Annotated in this window: 16 protein-coding genes; 7 read left to right on the top strand and 9 right to left on the bottom strand. The window is 49.4% G+C overall.

Features of this window, described 5'->3' with window-relative positions; genetic code table 11:
• The first annotated feature begins 19 nt into the window (after positions 1–19).
• Positions 20–1,612 (top strand): autoinducer-2 kinase, encoded by a 1,593-nt coding sequence (gene lsrK / locus D8682_RS18505; RefSeq protein ID WP_121814846.1) that lies wholly within the window; start codon positions 20–22, stop codon positions 1,610–1,612.
• Between the two features lie 467 nt (positions 1,613–2,079).
• Here lsrK and D8682_RS18500 read toward each other — a convergent pair whose 3' ends face one another.
• The 7 genes from D8682_RS18500 to D8682_RS18470 all read right to left on the bottom strand — a co-directional run bounded on the left by D8682_RS18500 (position 2,080) and on the right by D8682_RS18470 (position 10,199).
• Positions 2,080–3,474 (bottom strand): carbohydrate porin, encoded by a 1,395-nt coding sequence (locus D8682_RS18500; RefSeq protein WP_121814845.1) that lies wholly within the window; start codon positions 3,472–3,474, stop codon positions 2,080–2,082.
• A gap of 200 nt (positions 3,475–3,674) precedes the next feature.
• Entirely contained in the window at positions 3,675–4,613 is a 939-nt protein-coding gene (locus tag D8682_RS18495) for a DUF1861 family protein (RefSeq protein ID WP_121814844.1), read from the bottom strand.
• Complete coding sequence (locus D8682_RS18490; RefSeq protein WP_064543264.1) at positions 4,614–5,672, bottom strand: glycoside hydrolase family 130 protein; 1,059 nt, start codon at positions 5,670–5,672, stop codon at positions 4,614–4,616. It abuts the gene before it with no gap.
• The gene (locus tag D8682_RS18485; protein ID WP_064543263.1) at positions 5,659–7,239 is read right to left on the bottom strand and encodes an alpha-glucosidase; all 1,581 of its coding nucleotides are present in this window, start codon (positions 7,237–7,239) and stop codon (positions 5,659–5,661) included. The genes D8682_RS18490 and D8682_RS18485 overlap by 14 nt, the downstream gene beginning before the upstream one ends.
• A 13-nt stretch (positions 7,240–7,252) precedes the next feature.
• Positions 7,253–8,080, bottom strand: coding sequence for a carbohydrate ABC transporter permease (locus tag D8682_RS18480; protein WP_121814843.1), 828 nt, complete (start codon positions 8,078–8,080; stop codon positions 7,253–7,255).
• Positions 8,080–8,955, bottom strand: coding sequence for a carbohydrate ABC transporter permease (locus tag D8682_RS18475; protein ID WP_162303029.1), 876 nt, complete (start codon positions 8,953–8,955; stop codon positions 8,080–8,082). Before D8682_RS18475 ends, D8682_RS18480 begins: the two co-directional genes overlap by 1 nt.
• Positions 8,956–8,960: 5 nt before the next feature.
• Positions 8,961–10,199, bottom strand: a complete 1,239-nt coding sequence (locus D8682_RS18470) for an ABC transporter substrate-binding protein (RefSeq protein ID WP_202914404.1) — start codon at positions 10,197–10,199, stop codon at positions 8,961–8,963.
• Positions 10,200–10,407: 208 nt separating this feature from the next.
• Between D8682_RS18470 and D8682_RS18465 the strand changes: the two genes are divergently transcribed.
• The 5 genes from D8682_RS18465 to D8682_RS18445 all read left to right on the top strand — a co-directional run bounded on the left by D8682_RS18465 (position 10,408) and on the right by D8682_RS18445 (position 17,336).
• Entirely contained in the window at positions 10,408–11,442 is a 1,035-nt protein-coding gene (locus tag D8682_RS18465) for a LacI family DNA-binding transcriptional regulator (protein WP_121814841.1), read from the top strand.
• A gap of 24 nt (positions 11,443–11,466) precedes the next feature.
• Positions 11,467–12,834 carry a phosphomannomutase CpsG gene (locus D8682_RS18460; protein ID WP_121814840.1) on the top strand — a complete coding sequence of 456 codons (1,368 nt, stop codon included), beginning with the start codon at positions 11,467–11,469 and terminating at the stop codon, positions 12,832–12,834.
• Between the two features lie 18 nt (positions 12,835–12,852).
• Positions 12,853–13,920, top strand: a complete 1,068-nt coding sequence (locus D8682_RS18455; RefSeq protein ID WP_064543252.1) for an ABC transporter ATP-binding protein — start codon at positions 12,853–12,855, stop codon at positions 13,918–13,920.
• A gap of 167 nt (positions 13,921–14,087) precedes the next feature.
• A complete protein-coding gene (locus D8682_RS18450; protein ID WP_121814839.1) occupies positions 14,088–16,106 on the top strand; it encodes an NADPH-dependent 2,4-dienoyl-CoA reductase in 2,019 nt (672 codons plus the stop codon).
• A 243-nt stretch (positions 16,107–16,349) separates the two neighbouring features.
• Complete coding sequence (locus D8682_RS18445) at positions 16,350–17,336, top strand: IS110 family transposase (RefSeq protein WP_121813607.1); 987 nt, start codon at positions 16,350–16,352, stop codon at positions 17,334–17,336.
• Between the two features lie 88 nt (positions 17,337–17,424).
• On the opposite strand, the gene rlmG is transcribed toward D8682_RS18445, so the two are convergent.
• Positions 17,425–18,561: a 23S rRNA (guanine(1835)-N(2))-methyltransferase RlmG gene (gene rlmG / locus D8682_RS18440; RefSeq protein ID WP_121814838.1), complete on the bottom strand. Its 1,137-nt coding sequence runs from the start codon at positions 18,559–18,561 to the stop codon at positions 17,425–17,427.
• A 116-nt stretch (positions 18,562–18,677) separates the two neighbouring features.
• Between rlmG and D8682_RS18435 the strand changes: the two genes are divergently transcribed.
• Entirely contained in the window at positions 18,678–19,178 is a 501-nt protein-coding gene (locus tag D8682_RS18435; protein ID WP_064543246.1) for a M48 family metallopeptidase, read from the top strand.
• 65 nt (positions 19,179–19,243) lie between these two features.
• On the opposite strand, the gene D8682_RS18430 is transcribed toward D8682_RS18435, so the two are convergent.
• A complete protein-coding gene (locus D8682_RS18430; RefSeq protein ID WP_121814837.1) occupies positions 19,244–20,881 on the bottom strand; it encodes a glycerone kinase in 1,638 nt (545 codons plus the stop codon).
• Positions 20,882–20,900: the final 19 nt, after the last annotated feature.

Raw genomic sequence — 20,900 nt, 5'->3', positions numbered from 1 at the left:
GCTCATAAGAGGAATGGCGATGAGTTATTTACTTGCACTGGACGCCGGAACGGGCAGCATCCGCGCCGTGATCTTCGATACTTCAGGCCACCAGATTGCCGTCGGCCAGGCCGAATGGAAACACCTGAGCGTGGCTGATGTCCCCGGCTCGATGGAGTTTGACCTCATCACCAACTGGCAGCTCGCCTGCCAGTGCATCCGTGATGCACTGCAAAAAGCCCACCTTCCCCCTGGTGCTATCAGCGCAATTTCCTGCTGTTCGATGCGTGAGGGGATCGTGCTTTACGATAAAAATGGCACACCTATCTGGGCCTGTGCCAACGTTGATGCCCGTGCCAGCCGTGAAGTCTCCGAGCTAAAGGAGATCCACGACTATCAGTTTGAATCCGAGGTTTACCACGTTTCCGGCCAGACGCTGGCGTTAAGCGCCATGCCGCGTCTGCTGTGGCTTGCACATCATCGCCCGGATATTTATCGCCAGGCGGCGACCGTGACGATGATCAGCGACTGGCTGGCGGCCAAACTCAGCGGTGAGCTGGCGGTTGACCCTTCCAACGCAGGAACTACCGGTATGCTGGATTTAGCCACCCGCGACTGGCAGCCCGCATTGCTGGATATGGCGGGGCTGCGCGCGGATATTCTCTCTCCGGTAAAAGAAACCGGCAGCGTGCTGGGAGCCGTGACCCAGCAAGCCGCACAGCAGAGTGGTTTGCTGGCTGGAACCCCCGTGGTGATGGGCGGCGGCGATGTGCAACTGGGTTGCCTCGGGCTTGCCGTGGTGCGCGCCGGGCAAGCGGCAGTGCTGGGTGGCACCTTCTGGCAACAGGTAGTGAATCTGCCAGCGATCAAAACCGATCCGGATATGAACATTCGTATCAATCCACATGTTATCGCCAATATGGTACAGGCCGAATCCATCAGCTTTTTTACCGGCCTGACGATGCGCTGGTTCCGGGATGCCTTCTGCGCGGAAGAAAAACTGCTGGCCGAAAGGCTTGGCGTGGATACTTACGCTTTGCTCGAGGAGATGGCAGCGCGTGTTCCGGCGGGGTCTCACGGTGTGATGCCGATTTTCTCCGACGCGATGCACTTCAAGCAGTGGTATCACGCAGCGCCGTCGTTTATTAATCTCTCCATCGACCCAGAAAAATGCAACAAAGCGACATTATTCAGAGCACTGGAAGAGAATGCAGCGATCGTGTCGGCCTGCAATCTTGAGCAAATTTCCGGGTTTTCTGGCATTCAGTTTGAGTCGCTGGTGTTTGCCGGTGGCGGCTCAAAAGGCGCGTTGTGGAGCCAGATTTTAAGTGATGTGACGGGCCTACCGGTGCGTGTTCCGGTTGTCAAAGAAGCGACAGCATTGGGTTGTGCGATAGCCGCAGGCGTCGGTGTCGGGTTGTTTAATAATATGGCTGATGCAGGCGAGCGCCTGGTGCAATGGCAGCGTGAATTTACACCTAATCAGGCGCATCGCGGGTTGTATGACGAGATGAAACGCAAATGGATGAAGGTTTATGCCGACCAGTTAACGCTGGTTGATAGTGGTTTGACGACGTCGATGTGGCAGGCTCCTGGCCTGGTGATGCCACCCTCACCCCGGCCCTCTCCCTGAGGGCTCACAACTTGCTCTGGCAATCTTGTCAGGGTCAGATCTGCAAGCCTCGCTGATTTTCCGTTCACCCGTGCGTTCAGCTATCTCTTTAATTCCCGAAAACGTTGAACGTATCAAGGGGTTAACGCCAACCCCTTGATAATCCAGGCGCCCGGCAAATCAATCGCCGCTAAAGCGGTAAACACCGTTTTTCACCCAACATTCGAGGTCGTTCGCGATTCGTTCCCGACGATCGCTCTCTCACGTGGCTCCCGGCCACGTGACCCCGACTGAAGGGTAAAAAACGGCGCGATTGAAGCCGGGGACAAGGTCAAAACCGCTCTGGCTTTTGACTTTGACTTTCGGGTCCGGCTTAAATCGCCCGGTGAACGAAACCTTCTCCCAATCAGCAGGAACCGTCCTTCAAAGATGTGACTAAGAGACAGCTCCTGGGGGAGAGGGTTAGGATGAGGGCAAGCTAACTCACATTAGAAATAATATTTAAATCTCACACGCCCGCCATAGCGGGTATTGTCGTCGCTATCGCTGCCGTCATTATCAGCGCTAACCCACGACACATAAGTCCCGAGATAAATATTAAAGTTCTTCATGCCCATCACGTTCGGGAATTGATACGAAGTATGGATGGTGTGAATATCGTAAGTCCCCGCATTGGTTATCCAGCAGTCGTCTTCACAGGTATCCATCGCCGAGTTGACATCAAACTTATCAATGTCGTTGTGGGCATAGATATAACCTAGCTCGAAACGCTGCCACAGTGCGTTGACACCCGCAGTGAAGTCAGTTTCATCGGCGGCGTCAAGGTAGGCAGTATTGAAGTTGGCAACGATGCCGTTATCCGGGTCGCTTTTCAGTCCGTTCCACGTCATGGTTAAGCCATAACCGGTGCGGCTCGATTGATCCACCATTTGGCCATTGGCATCTTTGTAACCGTATGCGTTATCCACCACCTGCGCTTCCATCGCAGCAGCAACTGAGAATTCATCTTGCGACCAGGAAATCACCGGACGCAGATAAGCAACATTTTTGTCTTTGGTCAGTTCATTGCCATGATAAGACTTGTCTTGATACAGCGAAGTGCCATCTTCCAGCAGGGTATTGAATTCGAAATACCAGTTGTCGATGGTTTTACTCATCAGGAAGCTACCACCGGAATCACTACGCCCGCGCCCTTCTTTCATCATATAGATGTAGCCAAAGCCATCGCCGTACAAGTCGTTGGCGGTATTACCGGAATACTCAACAAAAGTATCCTGATTCAGCGGGAACATATCGTAGGCTTCGAAGCGCCCGACTTTTATTTTCCAGTCGTTCTCTTGCCCAAAGAAAAATACCGCATCATCAAGATTCATATCACCGGTTAAATCCGCTAACGGCTGTGCTGAGAAACCGGCAAATTGGCCATTTTCCATGCGGCGATAACCATCAAAGCCCAATAATAAACGACCATTAATATCCCAACGTTCGTTATTGCCATCAGCCCAATTAGTATTGGCACTACGGCGTACAGATGTCAGGCCATTACTGCGACTGGCGGCATCCATATTAAATTCAACGTCGCCATAAATTTTTAAATCGCCATATCCGGTTAAAGATAATTTCGGTGATTGGTTATCAGCTTTATCATTAACAGATTGTTCGCTCACCACTTGAACCGGTGCCGTAGTCTGAGCGGGTTTAGGGGTGGTTTTAATCTGTTGGATTTCGGCTTCCGCAGTGGCAGCACGCTGTTCTGCAGCGATTAGACGTTGCTCTAATTGATTCAGACGTTGTTCCAAATCGCTACTCGTTGATTTATTCGCTGCTAATGCACCAGTAGAAATCGTCAGGCCGATAAATAAAGCCAAAGCTTTTCTTTTCATAATCACCTATATCCTTATATAGTTCATGAAACATTTATGAGAACAATTAATTGGGTGTGACTTATTACGTAATGCAAACAACACAGAATAATTACCATGAATGCAATTCGTATTTATATTGATAAACTAAATGCTTTGCTGTTGTGAATTAAAGCAATTTCTTTTTATCATCTTATTATTTATTAAGGGGCAACCAATGGTTAATTTGCGAGGTAAATCCCATAAAGATTTTTAGCTATTAGTAACACCTGTACTTCACAATCACTGGTGCCACAAAATAACAACACTGCATTATCATTTTTTAGTAGTAATCCCCCAGGAAATATCACATCACTTAAATCTCTACGTTTTGCCTCTCCGGCCAGAAAATCATTCCGTTCAGCCATAATTCTGATTGGCGAACTTTGCCGCTGAGACACATCAAAACTAAAAGCTGCGGCGTAGTAATGGCGATTCCCTTGCTCATCGAAACAGGCAACATGCGCCAGTACCTCAACGCAGTTTGGTGCACTGAGCCACGCTTCGTTCACTCCGCACCACGACAACGCATCAACATGTTCCAGCAATTGCGCCTGTTCAATAACCTCCGGTGTAAGCTCTTCAAGCGTGTGGATAATTTTCCAGCCAATTTTGCCGCGCCCACCCAACGCACCTTGAGGACGGGTAAACAGCAGAATGCGCCCATCTTCTAAATCAACCAGCCGAATGTCTTTCATGCCCGGCGGACCATCGGCAAAATGACGCAACGAAGCGAGATCTTTACCGCGCCAAAAATGCGTTTTCCAGATCAGGGTCCGATCGCCAGTCGATGTGAAAGCCACTTCAACACCACCGAAAACCATCTCTCCGCCGACCTGGCAAATAAACGGATCCTGCAAATCAAAAACTGGCGCATCTTCCAGTAAATAAGCCGATTTAAAATTTTCCAGACGGAAAAAACGCACCTGTGAAAACTCACTTTCGCGAGCTTCAACACGCGCCGCCATTATCCATTGCTGTTGGTATCGGAACGGCTTCGTCGGGTTGTAAACATCAAACCCCGCCACGCCATGGAACTCTATTTTATGACACGCAAGACGGTAGGGACGGCGCTGGCGATAAGCCGCCAGCAGCGCGTTAACAGTGGGATTTTTCTTCATTCATGCCAGCCGTAAATGTTGCCAGAGTTCAGTCAATGGCAGCGTTGCCAGCGCCATACATTCATCCGCCGCGCCATACCAGACGTGCAGCGTGTCGTGCTTAATCAGCGCGCCGCAAGTAAACACCACATTGCCGAAGAACCCTTCGCGCTCATAAATTGCCTCAGGTTGCAGCAACGGAACCGGTGATTTGGCGAGGATCTTCGTCGGGTCGTTAAGATCAAGCAGCAGCGCGCCGAGGCAATAACGTTGGCTGGCATCAACACCATGATAAATCGCCAGCCAGCCGCGATCTGTTTTCAGTAATGGGGCACCACCACCCGATTTACGGGCATCCCAAATATCCCCGGAAGCACCCAGTAAATGCCGATGATTACCCCAATGCAGAAGATCCGGTGATTCACTTAACCAGATTTCCGGCTTACCAAAGTGTTTCGGTGCCGGGCGGGTTAAGGCATAAAACTTGCCGTGAATTTTCTCAGGGAAGAAGCAAACATCACGGTTGTCCGGGCAGAAAATGACGCTCTGCTTTTCAACAGTCCGGAAGTCACGCGTCACCGCTAATGCGGTCGAGATGCCGTAACACGACACCGCTGAATAGTTGATATACCAGACACCGTCGATTTCAGTGATGCGCGGATCTTCGCAGCCAAACTGCTCATATTGATTATCCGGGAAGATAAACGGCTCACTATCAATAACGAATTCAATGCCATTACGGCTACGTGCTAACCGCAGATGGGACATCGAGGTTAAATAGACTTCGTCCGGCTGATCGATATTCACGATAGTGCGCGGGTCACTGTAGTCAAAACGTGGATCATTACGGTCAAAGATGCGTGTCGTACAAACCCATTTATCGCCCTGCTGTTCCAGTAAAGGCACATGGATTGTCTGCGGCGAATCACTAATTACGCTCTCGGCTACACGCAGTAGAAGAATAATTTCGCCGTTGAATTCAGTGACTCCAGCGTTGAAAACACACTCTACTTTCATTGACGGGTGCGATGGCTTGATATCTGCCGGTGTGATCAACGGGTTTTTGCTATTCCTTTCCATGAACTGTCCTCTTAATAACAATATGATTTTTTCCGAGCACTGGCGCATCTTCGCCATACAACAGTTCCCCGGCGATTTCCCGGCCGGGGTTGCTGATTTCCATGCCAAAATTAATCGCCACCATCACCGTTTCGTCACCAAAGCGGCGGGCAAACCACAGGCATTGTTGAATGCATTCCAGAAACTGATATTCGCCATGCTGCAATGCCGGTGACTGATTACGCAGCAAGATAAGCTTTTGATAAGCATGAAAGATAGAATCTGGGTCGTCCTGCATCGCCCGCGCATTCACCTCGGGATAATTAGCGTTAACGGGTATCCATGGCGGGCATGATGAAAACCCGGCGTGCGGCGTATTCCGCCACTGACATGGAGAACGCGAACCATCGCGCGAATGTTGAATCGCCTGCACTAATGCCTGGCCTGGAGGTAGTCCGTCGGCCAGCGCGGAGTGGTAATGCGTGCGCCCCTGAATGTCATAAATTTGTTCCAGAGATTCAGGCACATAATCGGTCATACCATTCTCTTCGCCCTGGAAAATAAATGGCACGCCACGGGCGGTGATTTGCAGTGCCATCACAGCAATGGCGCGTGCAGTATCTCGCTCTGACTCACCAAACCGGCTGATCATTCGCGGCATATCGTGGCTTGAGAAAAACAACGTCGGGACACCCGTTAACTGTTTTTCCATCGCCGTCAGTTGCTGATAAATCGCGGTGGCGGAAAAGGTTTTCTGGCTGCCGAGATTAAAGTTAAACACCACATCCAACAATTCGGGGCGCTGATAACGTTGCAGCACATCGAGGTCTTCGCTGCCCACTTCACCCACCAGAAAGTAGTCGCCTTGTTGACGGACATGGCGACATAAGCGCGCCAGTACCGCGCATAAACCAGGCTGATTAATATCGTTGAGGTGCTGCTGCTCACCTTCGCTTTGCGGGTTATCCGCCGTGATGCCGTCGGTGGTGAGGAAATTGATCACATCAAAACGGAAGCCATCAACGCCCTGCACTATCCAGAAATCGAGCATCTGCAAAATTTCCTGCTCGACGCGCGGATTGCGCCAGTTGAGATCCACCTGCTGCGGGGAAAATTTATGGAAGTAATACTGGCCGGTATCCGGCTCTTTGCTCCATGCCGGGCCAGAAAAGAATGATTGCCAATTATTGGGGGCGTCACTAAACAGAAAGAAATCACGCCACGGGCTGGCAGGATTGTTCCAGGCATCCTGAAACCACGGATGCAAAGACGAGACATGGTTAATCACCACATCAATAATCACTTTCATGCCCCGTTGATGGCACGCTTGCAGTACGGCGCCGAACGCCGCCATATCACCAAAACGCGGGTCTACAGCGCAGTAATCGCTGATGTCGTAGCCGTTATCGACCAGTGGCGAAGGGTAAAAAGGCGTTATCCACAGTCCTTTCACGCCAAGGCTTGCGAGGTAGTCTATTTTTTCCAGTAAGCCGTAAAAATCACCTAATCCATCATTATTACCGTCACGAAATGACGGTAAATAGACTTGATAAAAAACTGTCTCATTCCACCAATGGGAATTATCCATCTCCAGATCCCTATTATTTTAATGACAGCGACATTCCCTGCAGGAAATATTTACGGAACAAGATAAAGAGAATAACCACTGGCAACGTTTGCACTACGGCACCAGCCATCACCGGCCCGAGATAAACGCCATACGATTTGCTGAACGTTGCCAGTAATACCGAAAACGGCATTTTTTCTGCTTCGCGCATCACAATCAGCGGCCAGAGGAAGTTGTCCCACGCGCTGGAGAAGGTAAACAGCGCGACAATCGCCAGAATCGATTTATTCAGCGGCATCATCACGTGGCGCAAAATCCCCCATAAACTGGCGTGGTCTAATTTAGCGGCATAAATATAATCATTTGGCGTCCCTTTAAAGCTTTGCGACACCATGAATATTCCCCATGCGCTCATCATAAACGGCAGGATCATCGCCCCGTAACTGTTGATAAGCCCCAGCTCACGCATTAAGACAAACTGCGGAATAATGAACATGAATACCGGGAAAACCATCTGCACAATCAGCAAATTTTTAAATGCGCTTTTGCCACGGAACTGAATTTTCGCCACCGCATAACCTACCAGCGTCGAGGTTAACGTCACGCTGGCGGTAATGGTGATGGCAATAAACATCGAGTTAAACAGCGTGCGTAAAAAGGGTTTATCCGCACGGGCGCTGTTATCAAAAAGAAAAGCATAGTTATCAAGCGAGAAGCGCCCATCGAATAATGCGGTGGTATAAATCTGCGCCGTATCTTTAAACGACACCACCACCATCCAGATAAACGGATATAGCCAGGTTATCGCCAGCGTCAGCATCGCCAGGTGAATCAATAAACTGAGCGGTTTAAATTTTTTCATCAGACGATCTCGATATTTTTTTCAAACATTCGACGCAAGATCCAAATAAGTGCAAAACTACAAGCCGCGACAATAATAGACATGGTTGCCGCCCAACTGGGTTTCATATTCTGGAAGGCGGCTTCATACATCACCACCATTGGTGTAGTGGTGCTATTGAGCGGGCCACCGCCGGTGATTAAATAAGGTTCGGTAAAAATGCCGAAGGCGACGGTAATTGCCAGCACCAGCACCATGATGATTTGCGCATTCATCATCGGCAGAGTGATGGCATACAGCTGTTTAAAGCGCCCGGTTTTATCGAGGATCGCCGCGCTATAAATATCTTTTGGAATTGCCATCATGCCGGAATATAAAATCAAGCCGTAATAGCCAACAAACTTCCATGTCACAATTAAAGCAATAGATAACATGGCGCAGTCTGGGTTAGTAAACCATGGGATGGCAAAACCAAGCCATTCGCGCAGAAATTCGTTTATCGGCCCGTATTCACTAAACAGCTTTGAAAACACGATGGAATACGCCACACCCGATGAGACATTCGCTAACAGAAAGCTCAAGGCAATAAAACCTTTACCATATTTAATGCGTTTTAATCCCGCAGCAAAAAGTAATGATGCAACTAACACTATCGGAATGTAATAGAGCAAGAAGCGCAGCACATTGAGCATTGATTTCCAGAATAATTCGTCCTGCATCACGCCAATAAAGTTATACAATCCGTTAAAGCGAGGAGTGCCAATAAATTGCCATTGGGTCACACTTAAGATGACTAACCAGACAAACGGATAAAACCAAAACAACACGGAATAGCCGAGCCACGAGGAGGCCAACAGGCCCCCTAATGAAGAATCACTAATTCTTATTCTGCGCATAATAATTATTGCCCGAGCAACTTGTCAGTTTCAGCGGCAGACTGATTGAGTGCTTCTATCGGGGCGCTGCCAGAGAAGATAGTGCGTTCGATCATTTGCGTCATGCTGCGCTGAATTTCGCTGGTTTTGGTGGTCGCCGCTGGCGGTTGTGCATTCGCCACAAAGGCTGCAATCTGCTTTTCCACTGGGCTGTGGCCAAGATATGCGGTGAACAGGCTGTTGGTGAGTAAGTCCTCACGTGCAGGTGGCATGCCGGTTAATTCCAGCCATTTCAGGTCATGTTCTGGCGCGTTAAATACCCACTGAATAAACTCCCAGGCTTCAGTTTGGTGTTTGCTGCTTTTAAACATCACCACGCCTTTGCTGTCTGCCAGGGTGTGAGGCTGAGGGTGCCCATCAGCGGTGACCATCGGGCCAATCTGGATACTTTCAAGAATGGTTGGGTATTGCTTGCGATAACGGGCGATATCCCACGGGCCACGCACCGATGCCATTACCTGGCCGGTGGCTAATGGATCATCTACGGCAGTGAAATCATAACTACTCCACTTATTGGCAAATATTTTCGCCATAAATGTCAGGACGGTTTCCCCTTGGGCATTATTGTATTGGGCTTTGTTATCAGTAATATAAGCTTGGCCATTGGTGGCGGCATAAAATAATGGGATGAAATCGAACCAGCGATCCCACCAGTTTTTTCCGGCGGTAAGTTGAATGGCATAACCTGATTTATCATCCGCACGACGCTGTGAAAGCGTATAAATATCCTGATACGTGGTTGGAACTTTGTCATAGCCATATTGCTTTAATAAGTCCATTCGCCACCAATAGACGATAGGATTAATGTAAATCGGCAACACATTTTTCTGGCCGTTAATTTCCCAGGCCGGAACAATTTTCCCCATATGGCGGTTTTCAATCAGTTGCGGGTAACCGGGTAATTTCGCCAGATCGATGAGCTGATCCATCTCATTCAGTTGGCTGGCAAAACCGATAAAAATATTACTCGAAATATCAGGTTCTGTTCCCGAAGCCAGTGCATTCATAATGGCTTCTTCAGAGCTGCTGGCTGCCGGAATGGTCGTGAATTCTACTTTGTGGTGCTCCGGCAAACTATTCCATTCGGTGACCATTGCATTCCAGAAAGCTTCTTCATTTTCATTCGGTGCAACCCACATTTTTATTGGTGTAGCGTCTTGTTCCGCTGTCTTTTCGTCATCCTGCCCGCAGCCCGAAATAACCATTGCTAATACAACTGGGGCTGTCCATTTAACCAGTGTAAAAATTTTCACTAGAAACTCTCCTTTGAAACAGTAAGCGCGCATCCTATTTTCACGCTAACACCAGGAATTTATGTTTAACGTTAAACAAGTCACAAAAACAGCTTTGTTTAACGTTAAACTCATGGCAAATTACGAAGTATGAAAAACAAAAAAAGACGTACTGAAGAAGATGAATGACAACAAAAAAGTAACCACCAAATCCATCGCAAAAGCATTAGGTATTTCGCATACCACCGTTTCTAACGCGTGGAACAACCCCGACAAACTTTCCGCTGAGCTACGGGGGAAAATTATTGAATATGCCGCTTCTTGCGGCTTTCAGGGGCCAGACAGACTGGGCCGGGCGCTGCGTACCGGCAAGTCAGATACCATCGGGGTGATTTTTAATGACTCAATGAGCTACGTGTTTATCGATAATCACGATCTCAATTTGATGAAAGGTATCGCTACGCAGTGCGAAAACCATGATATCAACCTGGTGCTGATTCCGTTAAAAAATAGCCAAAACATTAAAATAAAAACGATCAATACGCTGGTTGATGGTTATATTCTTAACGCCACCCACAATAATGATGAAGTTATCCAGCAGGCATTGGCGAAGAATATTCCTGTGGTCACTATCGATTTTTCTTTACCCGACCACAGCAGCGTGTCAATTAATAACCAAAAAGCGATGAACGAAATATGCAGTTATTTACTTAATAAAGGCCATCGCCGCTTCGGTATCATCTCCTTCCCATCACAAAAATCGGCTGCGGGTATGCGTTCACTTGAGCAACCCGTGAACGGCGATAACAGCGTGATGCTAACGCGTGTCAATGCCTGCCGCGATGTCTTTGCCGCTCATGAGATTGCCCTTAACGAATGCTGGTTGTACGAAACCATTCACAATGAACAACACGGTGCGCAGGCAGCAAAAATTCTGTTAACCGAGCACCCTGAAATTAGCGCATTAATTTGTTTATCTGACCGTTTTGCCGCTGGTGCAATCAATTATTGCGTCGAAAATAATATCGCTATTCCACAGAAAGTGGCGATTACGGGTTTCGATAATATTCCGGTAAATACATCAGGCATTCGTTTAACCACCATTTCCCAGCATGCCGAGGAAAAAGGGGCGATCGCCGTGAAGTTATTACTCGACGAAAATAATAAAACCCATTACGAGCTGGATTATCAATTTATTGAAGGAGCGTCAACGTGACGTTCTACTGATACGGGTTAATTTATGGATGAACTTAGCTGTTTCAAAGCCTACGATATTCGTGGTGAAGTGGATGTCACCATTAATCACGATATTATTCTGCGAATTGCACACGCTGTCGCCAGTTGGTTAAAACCCAAGCGCATGGTCATTGGCTGCGACAGCCGTCTGACGTCGGATGCATATAAACATATCCTGGCAAAAGAATTAACGCTGAGCGGTGTCGATGTTATCGATATTGGCATGGTGGGCACGGAAGAAGTTTATTTTGCTACGCGGATATTGAAAGCCGATGGTGGCATTCAAATTACTGCCAGCCATAACCCAGCCAATCATAACGGCATGAAAATTGTGCGTGAGCAAGCCCGTCCGGTCAGTAACGACAACGGGTTGCTGGAGATTAAAGCGCTGGCGCTGGCGAATGATTTTACTCAAGCGGCACAACCAGGGAGTTACCAGCGAGTTTCACATCGTGACGCCTGGATTAACCATCTGATGAGTTATATCACCACGCCGTTAAGCCGCCCGTTGCGAGTGGTGGTTAATGCGGGAAATGGCGCGGCTGGCCCCGCCCTTGAAGCCCTGGAAAACGCGCTGCGCAAAAGCCATGCGGCCATTGAATTCATCAAGTTATACGTTGAACCGGATGGCCATTTCCCTAATGGTGTGCCGAACCCAATGCTTGAAGAAAACCGCTATGACACGCGTGCGGCAATCATGTTACACCAAGCCGATTTAGGTATTGCCTGGGATGGCGATTTTGATCGCTGTTTTTTCTTCGACAGCCAGGGCGAGTTCATCGAAAGCTATTATCTGGTGGGGTTACTGGCAAGTGGGTTTCTTAACCAGGCTGCGGGTGAGAAAATTATTCATGACCCGCGCCTGACCTGGAATACACAACAAATCATCAGCCAGTGTGGCGGAATAGCGATTGAGTCCAAAACGGGTCATGCATTTATAAAAGATAAAATGCGCCAGGAAGATGCCATTTATGGCGGTGAAATGAGTGGTCATCACTATTTTCGCTCATTTGGTTATTGTGACAGCGGCATGCTCCCCGCACTGTTAGTTTTTCAGTTATTGAATACCACCGCCAAAAATTTATCCGAACTCGTCGCCGAGCGTAAAAACCAATTCCCGATATCCGGCGAAATCAATATCACCGTTAAGAACCCTCTTGCCGTACTGGCACATATTGAAGCGAAGTTTTCAGCACAATGTGTGAGCCAATCCCATTGTGACGGCTTAAGCATGGAATTTGACACATGGCGTTTTAATTTACGCACCTCGAATACTGAACCCTTGCTGCGCCTGAACGTTGAAAGCCGTGGCGATCATGCGTTGATGAAGATGAAAACTTCGCTGCTGTTATCACTTATTGAATCGCTGTGAATCAATACGGAGAAAATGATGACCACTGTTACCCTAAAAAATATTAATAAAACCTACGAAAAAAATACCATCATCGAAAACCTGTCACTCGATATTCATTCCGGCGAATTTATTGTGCTGGTCGGCCCATCTGGCTGCGGTAAATCAACGTTATTGCGCATTATTGCCGGGCTGGAAAGTTTAAACAGTGGCTCGATAATCATCGGTGACCAGGATGTCACTGATTTACCTGCTGGTCAGCGTAGTCTTTCGATGGTGTTTCAATCCTACGCGCTTTATCCACATATGACGGTGCGTGAAAATCTCGCTTTCGGCCTCAATAATGTCAAAACACCGAAAGACGAAATTACGCGGCGCATTACGCAAGCCGCCAAAATGTTACAGCTTGAAGAGTTGCTCGACCGCCTGCCGCAGAATCTTTCTGGCGGGCAACGGCAACGTGTGGCGATTGGCCGCTCTACCGTTCAACAACCCAAAATCTTTCTGTTTGATGAACCGCTGTCGAATCTAGACGCCGCATTGCGCGTTGAAATGCGCCAGGAAATTAGCCAGCTACACGGCAATTTGCACAATACGATGATTTACGTCACCCACGATCAGGTTGAAGCCATGACGCTGGCGGACAGAATTGTGGTGCTCTACAAAGGTAAAATTGAGCAGGTTGGTACACCTCTGGAGCTGTATAACCGGCCTGAAAACTTGTTCGTCGCCGAGTTTATTGGCACGCCGAAAATCAATATCTTGCCCGCGACGTTCCAGGGTAATGCGCTGCATATTGCCAACGATGTGATATTGCCTATGGCGAACCCGCCCGCAACGTTACAACAGGGCGATAAAGTGTTTATCGGCATTCGTCCGGAACACCTGCGCCTCGGCGAAGCGGCAGATTACCAGTTTGATGCCAGCGCCAAATTTACTGAACTTCAGGGTGATTCAACGCTGGTTTATCTGGATTTAGCCGGGCAATCGGTTTGCCTGAAATCCTTCCAGCAGCTCAATTTCACCAGTGGGACGGCGCTAACATTGGGCGTAGATGAAAAACATCTTCATCTGTTTGATGCACTGGGTAAGCGCCTGGCGCACTAAATACAGCTTCTGTTGTGTCGGGAAGCGCTTCGCTTACCCGACCTGCATGACTGCCGTTCTTTGAGTTATGTCACAATCATTCGACAACTTCTCCCCATTTGCGCTACATCAAGCTAGATTACTAACTCATCCGACCACATAATAATAATGACCCGCAGGAAGAGAATATGAGCTATCCGTCGCTGTTTTCCCCACTAGACCTGGGTTTCACCACGCTTAAAAACCGTGTGCTGATGGGTTCGATGCACACCGGACTTGAGGAGCACCCTAAAGGCGCTGACCGTTTGGCGGCGTTTTATGCCGAGCGCGCACGCCACGGCGTGGCGTTAATTGTCACTGGCGGCGTTGCCCCCTCGCCTTCTGGCGTCGGCGTGGAAAGCGGCGCGGTACTCAATGACGTAAGCCAGCTTGCCCATCATCAGATTGTTACCGATGCAGTGCACAAAGAAGGCGGGAAAATCGCGCTACAAATCCTGCATACCGGGCGTTATAGCTACCAGCCAAACCCGGTCGCCCCTTCCGCAATCCAGGCACCGATTAACCGTTTTAAACCCCACGCCTTGAGCCATGAAGAGATCCTGACTTTGATCGAGGATTTTGCTCAGTGCGCAAGTCTGGCACAGCTTGCCGGATACGATGGCGTCGAAATCATGGGTTCCGAAGGCTATCTGATTAACCAGTTTTTAGCGGCAAGAACCAACCAGCGCGATGACGAATGGGGCGGCGATTACCCTCGCCGCATGCGTTTTGCCATTGAAGTCGTCCGCGCGGTGCGTGAAAAAGTGGGAGCGAATTTTATTATCATTTATCGCCTGTCGATGCTGGATTTGGTCGATGGCGGCGGCACGTTTGAAGAAGCCGTACAGCTTGCAAAAGCGATTGAAAAAGCCGGTGCCACGTTAATTAACACTGGCATCGGCTGGCATGAAGCGCGTATTCCAACCATCGCAACACCTGTGCCACGCGGCGCATTTAGCTGGGTGACCCGCAAACTCAAAGGCCAGGTTTCTATTCCGCTTGTCACTACCAACCGCATTAACGATCCGCAAACCGCAGAAAAAATCATTGCTGATGGCGACGCCGATATGGTGTCAATGGCGAGGCCATTCCTCGCCGATGCGGAGTTTGTTTCCAAAGCCGAGCAGGGGCGCGAAGATGAAATCAACACCTGCATTGGCTGCAATCAGGCATGCCTGGATCAGATTTTCCTCGGCAAAGTGACTTCATGCCTGGTCAATCCCCGCGCCTGCCATGAAACCAAAATGCCGATTGTCCCCGCTTCCGTGCATAAAAATCTGGCGGTAATTGGTGCTGGGCCTGCCGGGCTTGCTTTTGCGATCAATGCCGCAGCGCGTGGCCACAAAGTGACATTGTTTGATGCAGCCTCTGAAATCGGCGGCCAATTTAATATCGCCAAGCAGATCCCCGGCAAAGAGGAGTTTTACGAAACACTGCGCTATTACCGCCGCATGTTGGAGCTGACCGGAGTGGAAGTTTGCCTGAATCAATACGTCACCGCGCCAATGCTCGAAGAATACGACGAGATTATTCTCGCCTGCGGGATCGAGCCACGCATGCCGCTTATCGACGGTATTACTCATCCTAAAGTATTGAATTATATTGATGTGTTGCGTGAAAAAGCGCCAGTGGGTGACCGCGTGGCGATTATCGGTGCCGGCGGTATTGGCTTTGATACCGCGATGTATCTAAGCCAGGAAGGGGAGTCCACCAGCCAGAATATCGCTGAGTTTTGCGTGGAATGGGGCATCGACACCAGCCTGCAACACGCAGGAGGATTGCGTCCAGAAGGCGCTCATCTGCATAAAAGCCCGCGCCAGATTGTAATGCTGCAACGCAAAACCAGTAAGCCAGGTGAAGGTTTAGGTAAAACGACAGGCTGGATTCACCGCACCACGCTGCTGGCACGCGGTGTCAAAATGCTGGCGGGCGTAACTTACGAACGCATTGATGATGAGGGTCTGCACATTACGGTAGGCGGTGAGCCGCAAACGCTGAAAGTCGATAATGTGATTATTTGCGCCGGGCAAGATTCGCGCCGTGAATTGACGCAACCGCTGCAAGAATTAGGGAAGACGATACATTTGATTGGTGGAGCAGATGTGGCGATGGAGCTGGATGCCCGACGCGCAATCGCGCAGGGCACCCGTTTAGCGCTGGAAATTTAGAACTAAACGTCGGATGACGCTGCGCTTATCCGACCTTGTATCTTGAACCGGTAGCTGGTTAGCTACCGGTTACATGAAACGGAGGAAGCTTGTATCCGACCTGAAGACCTCGATCTTCCGACGTAGCTTAAGCCCTCCGTTTCACCTTTCACGCCACTCAAAATCCGAACGGTAACCAGAAGCTCTGACTTCGCATGTACAAGGCTGGAATGGCGTGTTGGTTCACGTGGAAGGAGATGAAATATGGCTTTTCTCGGTGCTGATATCAGCAAAAATAAAATAGATGTCTGTCTGCTTGTTGCCGGTATTAAGGGTAAGAAAAAGCAGAAAGTCTTCACCAATGAACCCTGTGTGGCCCGCAAAATCATCGACTGGCTGGAGGCCCAAAAATGCGCCTCTGATAATATGACAGTCGTGATGGAAGCCACGGGTATCTACCATGAGAATCTGGCGTATGGGCTTCATGATGCGGGGATTTCTGTCTGCATGGCCAATCCATACCGTGTCCGTGAGTTTGCCTGCGGAATGGATATCCTCACGAAAAATGACACAGTGGACGCATTTGTGCTGGCCTGTTATGGCGAGCTGAAGCATCCCGATGCCTGGGTCCCACCGTCAGTTGAAGTCCGTAAACTCAGGGCGTTGTTGCGTCAGCGCGACGCGCTGAAAGAGGATGTGCAGAGGACGGCCAACCGGCTTGAAAAAGCGCATTCAACCTCGACACCACGGGAGGTCATAGGCTCACTGGAGCGGACACACGGCTGGCTGAGTGATGAACTGGAACGGATAGAAAAGCTCATTACTGACCACACAGATAACGACCCGGGACTGAAGGCCGATCTGGAGCTGCTGAAATCGATAAAATGTGTGAAGGAGCAGGTGGGACGGGAGATGCTGGCACTACTGAAAGACGGGACGTTCAAAAGTGCCTCGCAGGTGGCAGCGTATCTGGGAATAACACCGGTGGAGAGAGTGTCCGGCAGTTCGGTACGCGGGCGGGCACATATGTCAAAAACAGGCCCCTCAATAGTCAGAGCCAAACTGTATGTAGCAGCCCTGAGTGCAATCCGGTGGAATAAACCCGCGAAGGCGATATATGAAAGGCTGGTAGCGAAAGGTAAGGCGAAAAAAGCGGCGCTGGGTGCAGTGATGCGTAAGCTGGTACATATGTGCTTCGGCGTACTGAAAACCCGATTACCATGGGATGAAAATTATGCAGCTACCGCTTGACGTCCAAGACGGTAGCTACAGGCCAGGTTTTGTAGGGTGGATAAGCGATAAGCGTCATCCACCACTTTTAGCAGAAGTGACCAAACGCTTAGCGAAGACGGCCCAGCTTCACGGCTTTTAGCACCACGAATTTTTTGTTCGTAGCAACGGTATCGCAGTTACCGAAGATTTTCTTCAGCTTGTGATAGTAGTCCAGATGGCGGTTAGCAACGATGTACAGCTCACCGCCATTTTGCAGGCAACGACGGGCGTGGTGGAACATTTCCCACGCCACCTGATCGGTCAACGAATGTTGCTGATGGAACGGTGGGTTGCACAGAATCGTGTTAAAGCGATATGGCTCAACACCTGACAACGCGTTGTTGATCATAAATTCGCAGCGATCCAGATTTTCCGGCATGTTGGTTTCAACGTTCAGGCGGCTTGAAGCAACGGCCATCGGTGATTCATCAACAAATACCACTTTTGCTTCTGGGCTTTGCTCCAGCAAGTGCAGGCCAATCACACCGTTACCACAACCTAAATCGACAATTTCGCCTTCCAGGTTAGTTGGCAAGTTTTCAATAAAGAAACGAGCGCCAATATCCAGGCCAGTGCGGGAGAATACGTTGGCGTGGTTGTGAATCGTCCACGGCGTACCTTCCAGTTTCCAGCTCAGGGTTTCTGCGGCTTCTTTCAACACGGGTGCATTGAAAGTACAGTTGATGAGACGCGCTTTTTTCCAGGCCAGAGTGGTCGTGGTCGGCCCAAGGATCTTTTCAAACAGCTCAATAGTTGAGTTGTGAATGTCGCGTGTTTTCGCACCCGCGATAATACGTGTTTCTGGGGTCACGACACTGTGCAGCGAGCGCAGTTGTTGTTCCAGTAATGCCAGCGTTTTAGGGATCTTAATCAGAACCACTGCTGGAGCTTCTGGATATTTTGCAGTGCTATCAACAAACGTGACGCTGGATTCAACGATGCCGTTCTCGCGCAAGTTCTCACGGATAGCCAGTTCGCTAAGATACGAGTCGCTGATGCTGTACGGCTTGTGTTCAGCCAGCACGCAAGACAGCGCCCCGAAGTTATCGTTAAAAATCAGGACCGGGCCACTGATTTCGATTTCGTCCAGTTGCTGCAAAAGATAATCATCGGCAGCTTCCCACGCCTGTAGTGGGTTAACGTCATCCGTTTCTGGAAAACGTTTTAGTGTCAGTGAACGGAAACCGTTGTCTAATTGGCTCATCGGCCCTCCTGGATGGTAAAATTTCGGCGTAATCCCCGAATGGGGGCGTGAGTATACCCTTTTTTTTCCAAAAACTGCGCAACTGCCTTTTGAAAGACTTCGAGCAAGCGAGAACTATGAGCAATTTAACTTATTTACAGGGCTACCCAGAGCATTTGCTCTCTCAGGTTCGCACGCTGATTGCGGAACAACGTCTGGGCGAGGTACTGCAAAAACGCTATCCAGAAACGCATAACATCACTACCGATAAAGCGTTGTATGCCTGGACGCAAGAGATTAAAAACCAGTATCTGCGTAATGCGCCGCCGATTAATAAAGTGGCTTATGACAGCAAAATTCATGTGCTGAATAATGCGCTGGGTTTGCATACTGCCGTGTCGCGCGTGCAAGGGAACAAGCTAAAAGCCAAAGCTGAAATTCGCGTGGCGACAGTATTTAAAAATGCGCCAGAAGCCTTTTTGCGCATGATCGTGGTGCACGAGCTGGCGCATTTAAAAGAGAAAGATCATAACAAGGCGTTTTACTCGCTGTGCTGCCATATGGAGCCGCAATATCACCAACTGGAGTTTGATACGCGGCTTTGGTTAACGCAGATGGCATTGAGCGGGCAGGCGTGATCGGAAAAAATGGTGGGTGACGCTGGCGCTTATCCACCCTACAAAATCACGTTCAATGCTCTAACTTACTTTATCCCGGCAAATACTGCGGCAATCGCTACTGCACCTGGATCCTTTACCCCTTTCAGATTCTCGCTGTTTACATACGACGAACGCCCGGCATTAGCTTTCTGCATTTTCGCCGTGGCTGCTGCACCAGCTTCCGCGGCTTCTATTGCAGCAGACAAATCCTGATTTTTTAATGCTTCCAGTGCTGGCTGTAACGCGTCAATTAGCGTGCGATCACCCAGTTCTGCCCCACCGTAGCGTTTCATTTGTTCAAGGCCAAATAGCAAGGCATCGACAAGTGGCTGCTTTTTAGCGACTTGCTGCCCGCTCGCAGTGAAGAAGATCGACATCAGTACGCCACTTGAGCCACCCATCACCGTTGCCAGGCGTTCGCCGATTAATTCCAGCAGCGCCGCTGGGTCATTTAATGGCAGTTTGCCGTCATCGTTAAGCTGTGCAATGTCGCGTGCACCCTGTGCAAACGTGGAGCCAGTATCACCATCTCCGACTTTGGCATCCAGCGCATTCAACGCTTTTTCCTGTGCGATAAGCGTATTCGTAATATTCGCCACCAACGTTTTAACGTCCGCATTTTCTGACGGCTTCGCCGATGATTCGATACGTATCACACTGTGTTTCCGCTTTGGCATCGCGTGGAGTTTTACCACCGGGCACCAGCCTGCCGTTTCCACATCTGCATGCAATGCTTTGATAAAACGATCATTTAGCACTATAGCGGACAGTGAAAATCCTTTCATATCCAATGCAGTGACCAGTGGTGCCGGGCCAATCAAATAATCGATCTGGTCTTTTAATTCTGAATGCACCAGCTCTTTGGTAAGCATGGCCATTTCCAAAGACGATACGCCGCCAAGATTGTTAACCAGCACTGCCAGTCTTGCGTCGTTGCCGGTCTTTTTACGCAAATGATTCACCAGAGTAGCAATCGTCTTCTGGCTGTTTTGGCTATCCAGTGTACTGGCGCCAGGTTCACCATGAATCCCCAGACCTAGCTCGAGATGCCCGCCTTTGATGCGCCCTTCTTCTTCATTTTGGTCCGGAAGGTTGCAGGTTTGCATGGCGACACCCATGCTGGCAATGCTATCGCAGGCACTTTGCGCGATGTCTCGAACATCGCTCAAAGACTTGCCTTGTTCTGCGGCAAAGCCCGCAATTTTATGCACCAGTACCGTTCCGGCAATGCCGCGTGGCTGTTTGTTATCGGGCAACGAAATATCATCGCCAACGATCACCATCTCCACTTTGAGACCGTGTTTTTTGGCCTTCTCCGCCGCAAGCCCGAAATTAAGACGATCGCCAGTGTAGTTTTTGACGATAAGCAAACAACCGCGATCGCCCGTGACCGCAACAATCGCGTTTAAAACCGCATCCACGCTTGGCGAGGCAAACAAGTCCCCACATACCGCAGCGGTTAGCATCCCTTTGCCAACAAAGCCTGCGTGAGCCGGTTCATGCCCCGAACCGCCACCTGAAATAATCGCCACTTTGCTCTTATTCCAGTCTTTGCGTACCACCACACGTATAGCGGGATCGGTATCTAAACGGGTCAAATTACGAAAACGAGAGCTGATGATCACACCTTCGATGGCATCGTCGACCATTTTCTGACGGTCGTTAAAGAAGAATCTGGACATGGCTTCCCAATAATAAGTA

Source organism: Buttiauxella sp. 3AFRM03 (assembly GCF_003675305.1).
Lineage (GTDB): Bacteria > Pseudomonadota > Gammaproteobacteria > Enterobacterales > Enterobacteriaceae > Buttiauxella > Buttiauxella ferragutiae.
This window is presented reverse-complemented; position numbering and strand designations above follow the sequence as displayed.

What these genes read in the sequence shown, in the direction of transcription:
- D8682_RS18475 (WP_162303029.1), bottom strand. Translation starts at nt 8,955, where the DNA reads ATGCGCAGAATAAGAATTAGTGATTCTTCATTAGGGGGCCTGTTGGCC.
- D8682_RS18430 (WP_121814837.1), bottom strand. Translation starts at nt 20,881, where the DNA reads ATGTCCAGATTCTTCTTTAACGACCGTCAGAAAATGGTCGACGATGCC.
- D8682_RS18460 (WP_121814840.1), top strand. Translation starts at nt 11,467, where the DNA reads ATGGATGAACTTAGCTGTTTCAAAGCCTACGATATTCGTGGTGAAGTG.
- D8682_RS18480 (WP_121814843.1), bottom strand. Translation starts at nt 8,080, where the DNA reads ATGAAAAAATTTAAACCGCTCAGTTTATTGATTCACCTGGCGATGCTG.
- D8682_RS18465 (WP_121814841.1), top strand. Translation starts at nt 10,408, where the DNA reads ATGAATGACAACAAAAAAGTAACCACCAAATCCATCGCAAAAGCATTA.
- D8682_RS18470 (WP_202914404.1), bottom strand. Translation starts at nt 10,199, where the DNA reads ATGGTTATTTCGGGCTGCGGGCAGGATGACGAAAAGACAGCGGAACAA.
- D8682_RS18485 (WP_064543263.1), bottom strand. Translation starts at nt 7,239, where the DNA reads ATGGATAATTCCCATTGGTGGAATGAGACAGTTTTTTATCAAGTCTAT.
- D8682_RS18495 (WP_121814844.1), bottom strand. Translation starts at nt 4,613, where the DNA reads ATGAAGAAAAATCCCACTGTTAACGCGCTGCTGGCGGCTTATCGCCAG.
- D8682_RS18455 (WP_064543252.1), top strand. Translation starts at nt 12,853, where the DNA reads ATGACCACTGTTACCCTAAAAAATATTAATAAAACCTACGAAAAAAAT.
- rlmG (WP_121814838.1), bottom strand. Translation starts at nt 18,561, where the DNA reads ATGAGCCAATTAGACAACGGTTTCCGTTCACTGACACTAAAACGTTTT.
- D8682_RS18450 (WP_121814839.1), top strand. Translation starts at nt 14,088, where the DNA reads ATGAGCTATCCGTCGCTGTTTTCCCCACTAGACCTGGGTTTCACCACG.
- D8682_RS18445 (WP_121813607.1), top strand. Translation starts at nt 16,350, where the DNA reads ATGGCTTTTCTCGGTGCTGATATCAGCAAAAATAAAATAGATGTCTGT.
- D8682_RS18500 (WP_121814845.1), bottom strand. Translation starts at nt 3,474, where the DNA reads ATGAAAAGAAAAGCTTTGGCTTTATTTATCGGCCTGACGATTTCTACT.
- lsrK (WP_121814846.1), top strand. Translation starts at nt 20, where the DNA reads ATGAGTTATTTACTTGCACTGGACGCCGGAACGGGCAGCATCCGCGCC.
- D8682_RS18435 (WP_064543246.1), top strand. Translation starts at nt 18,678, where the DNA reads ATGAGCAATTTAACTTATTTACAGGGCTACCCAGAGCATTTGCTCTCT.
- D8682_RS18490 (WP_064543264.1), bottom strand. Translation starts at nt 5,672, where the DNA reads ATGGAAAGGAATAGCAAAAACCCGTTGATCACACCGGCAGATATCAAG.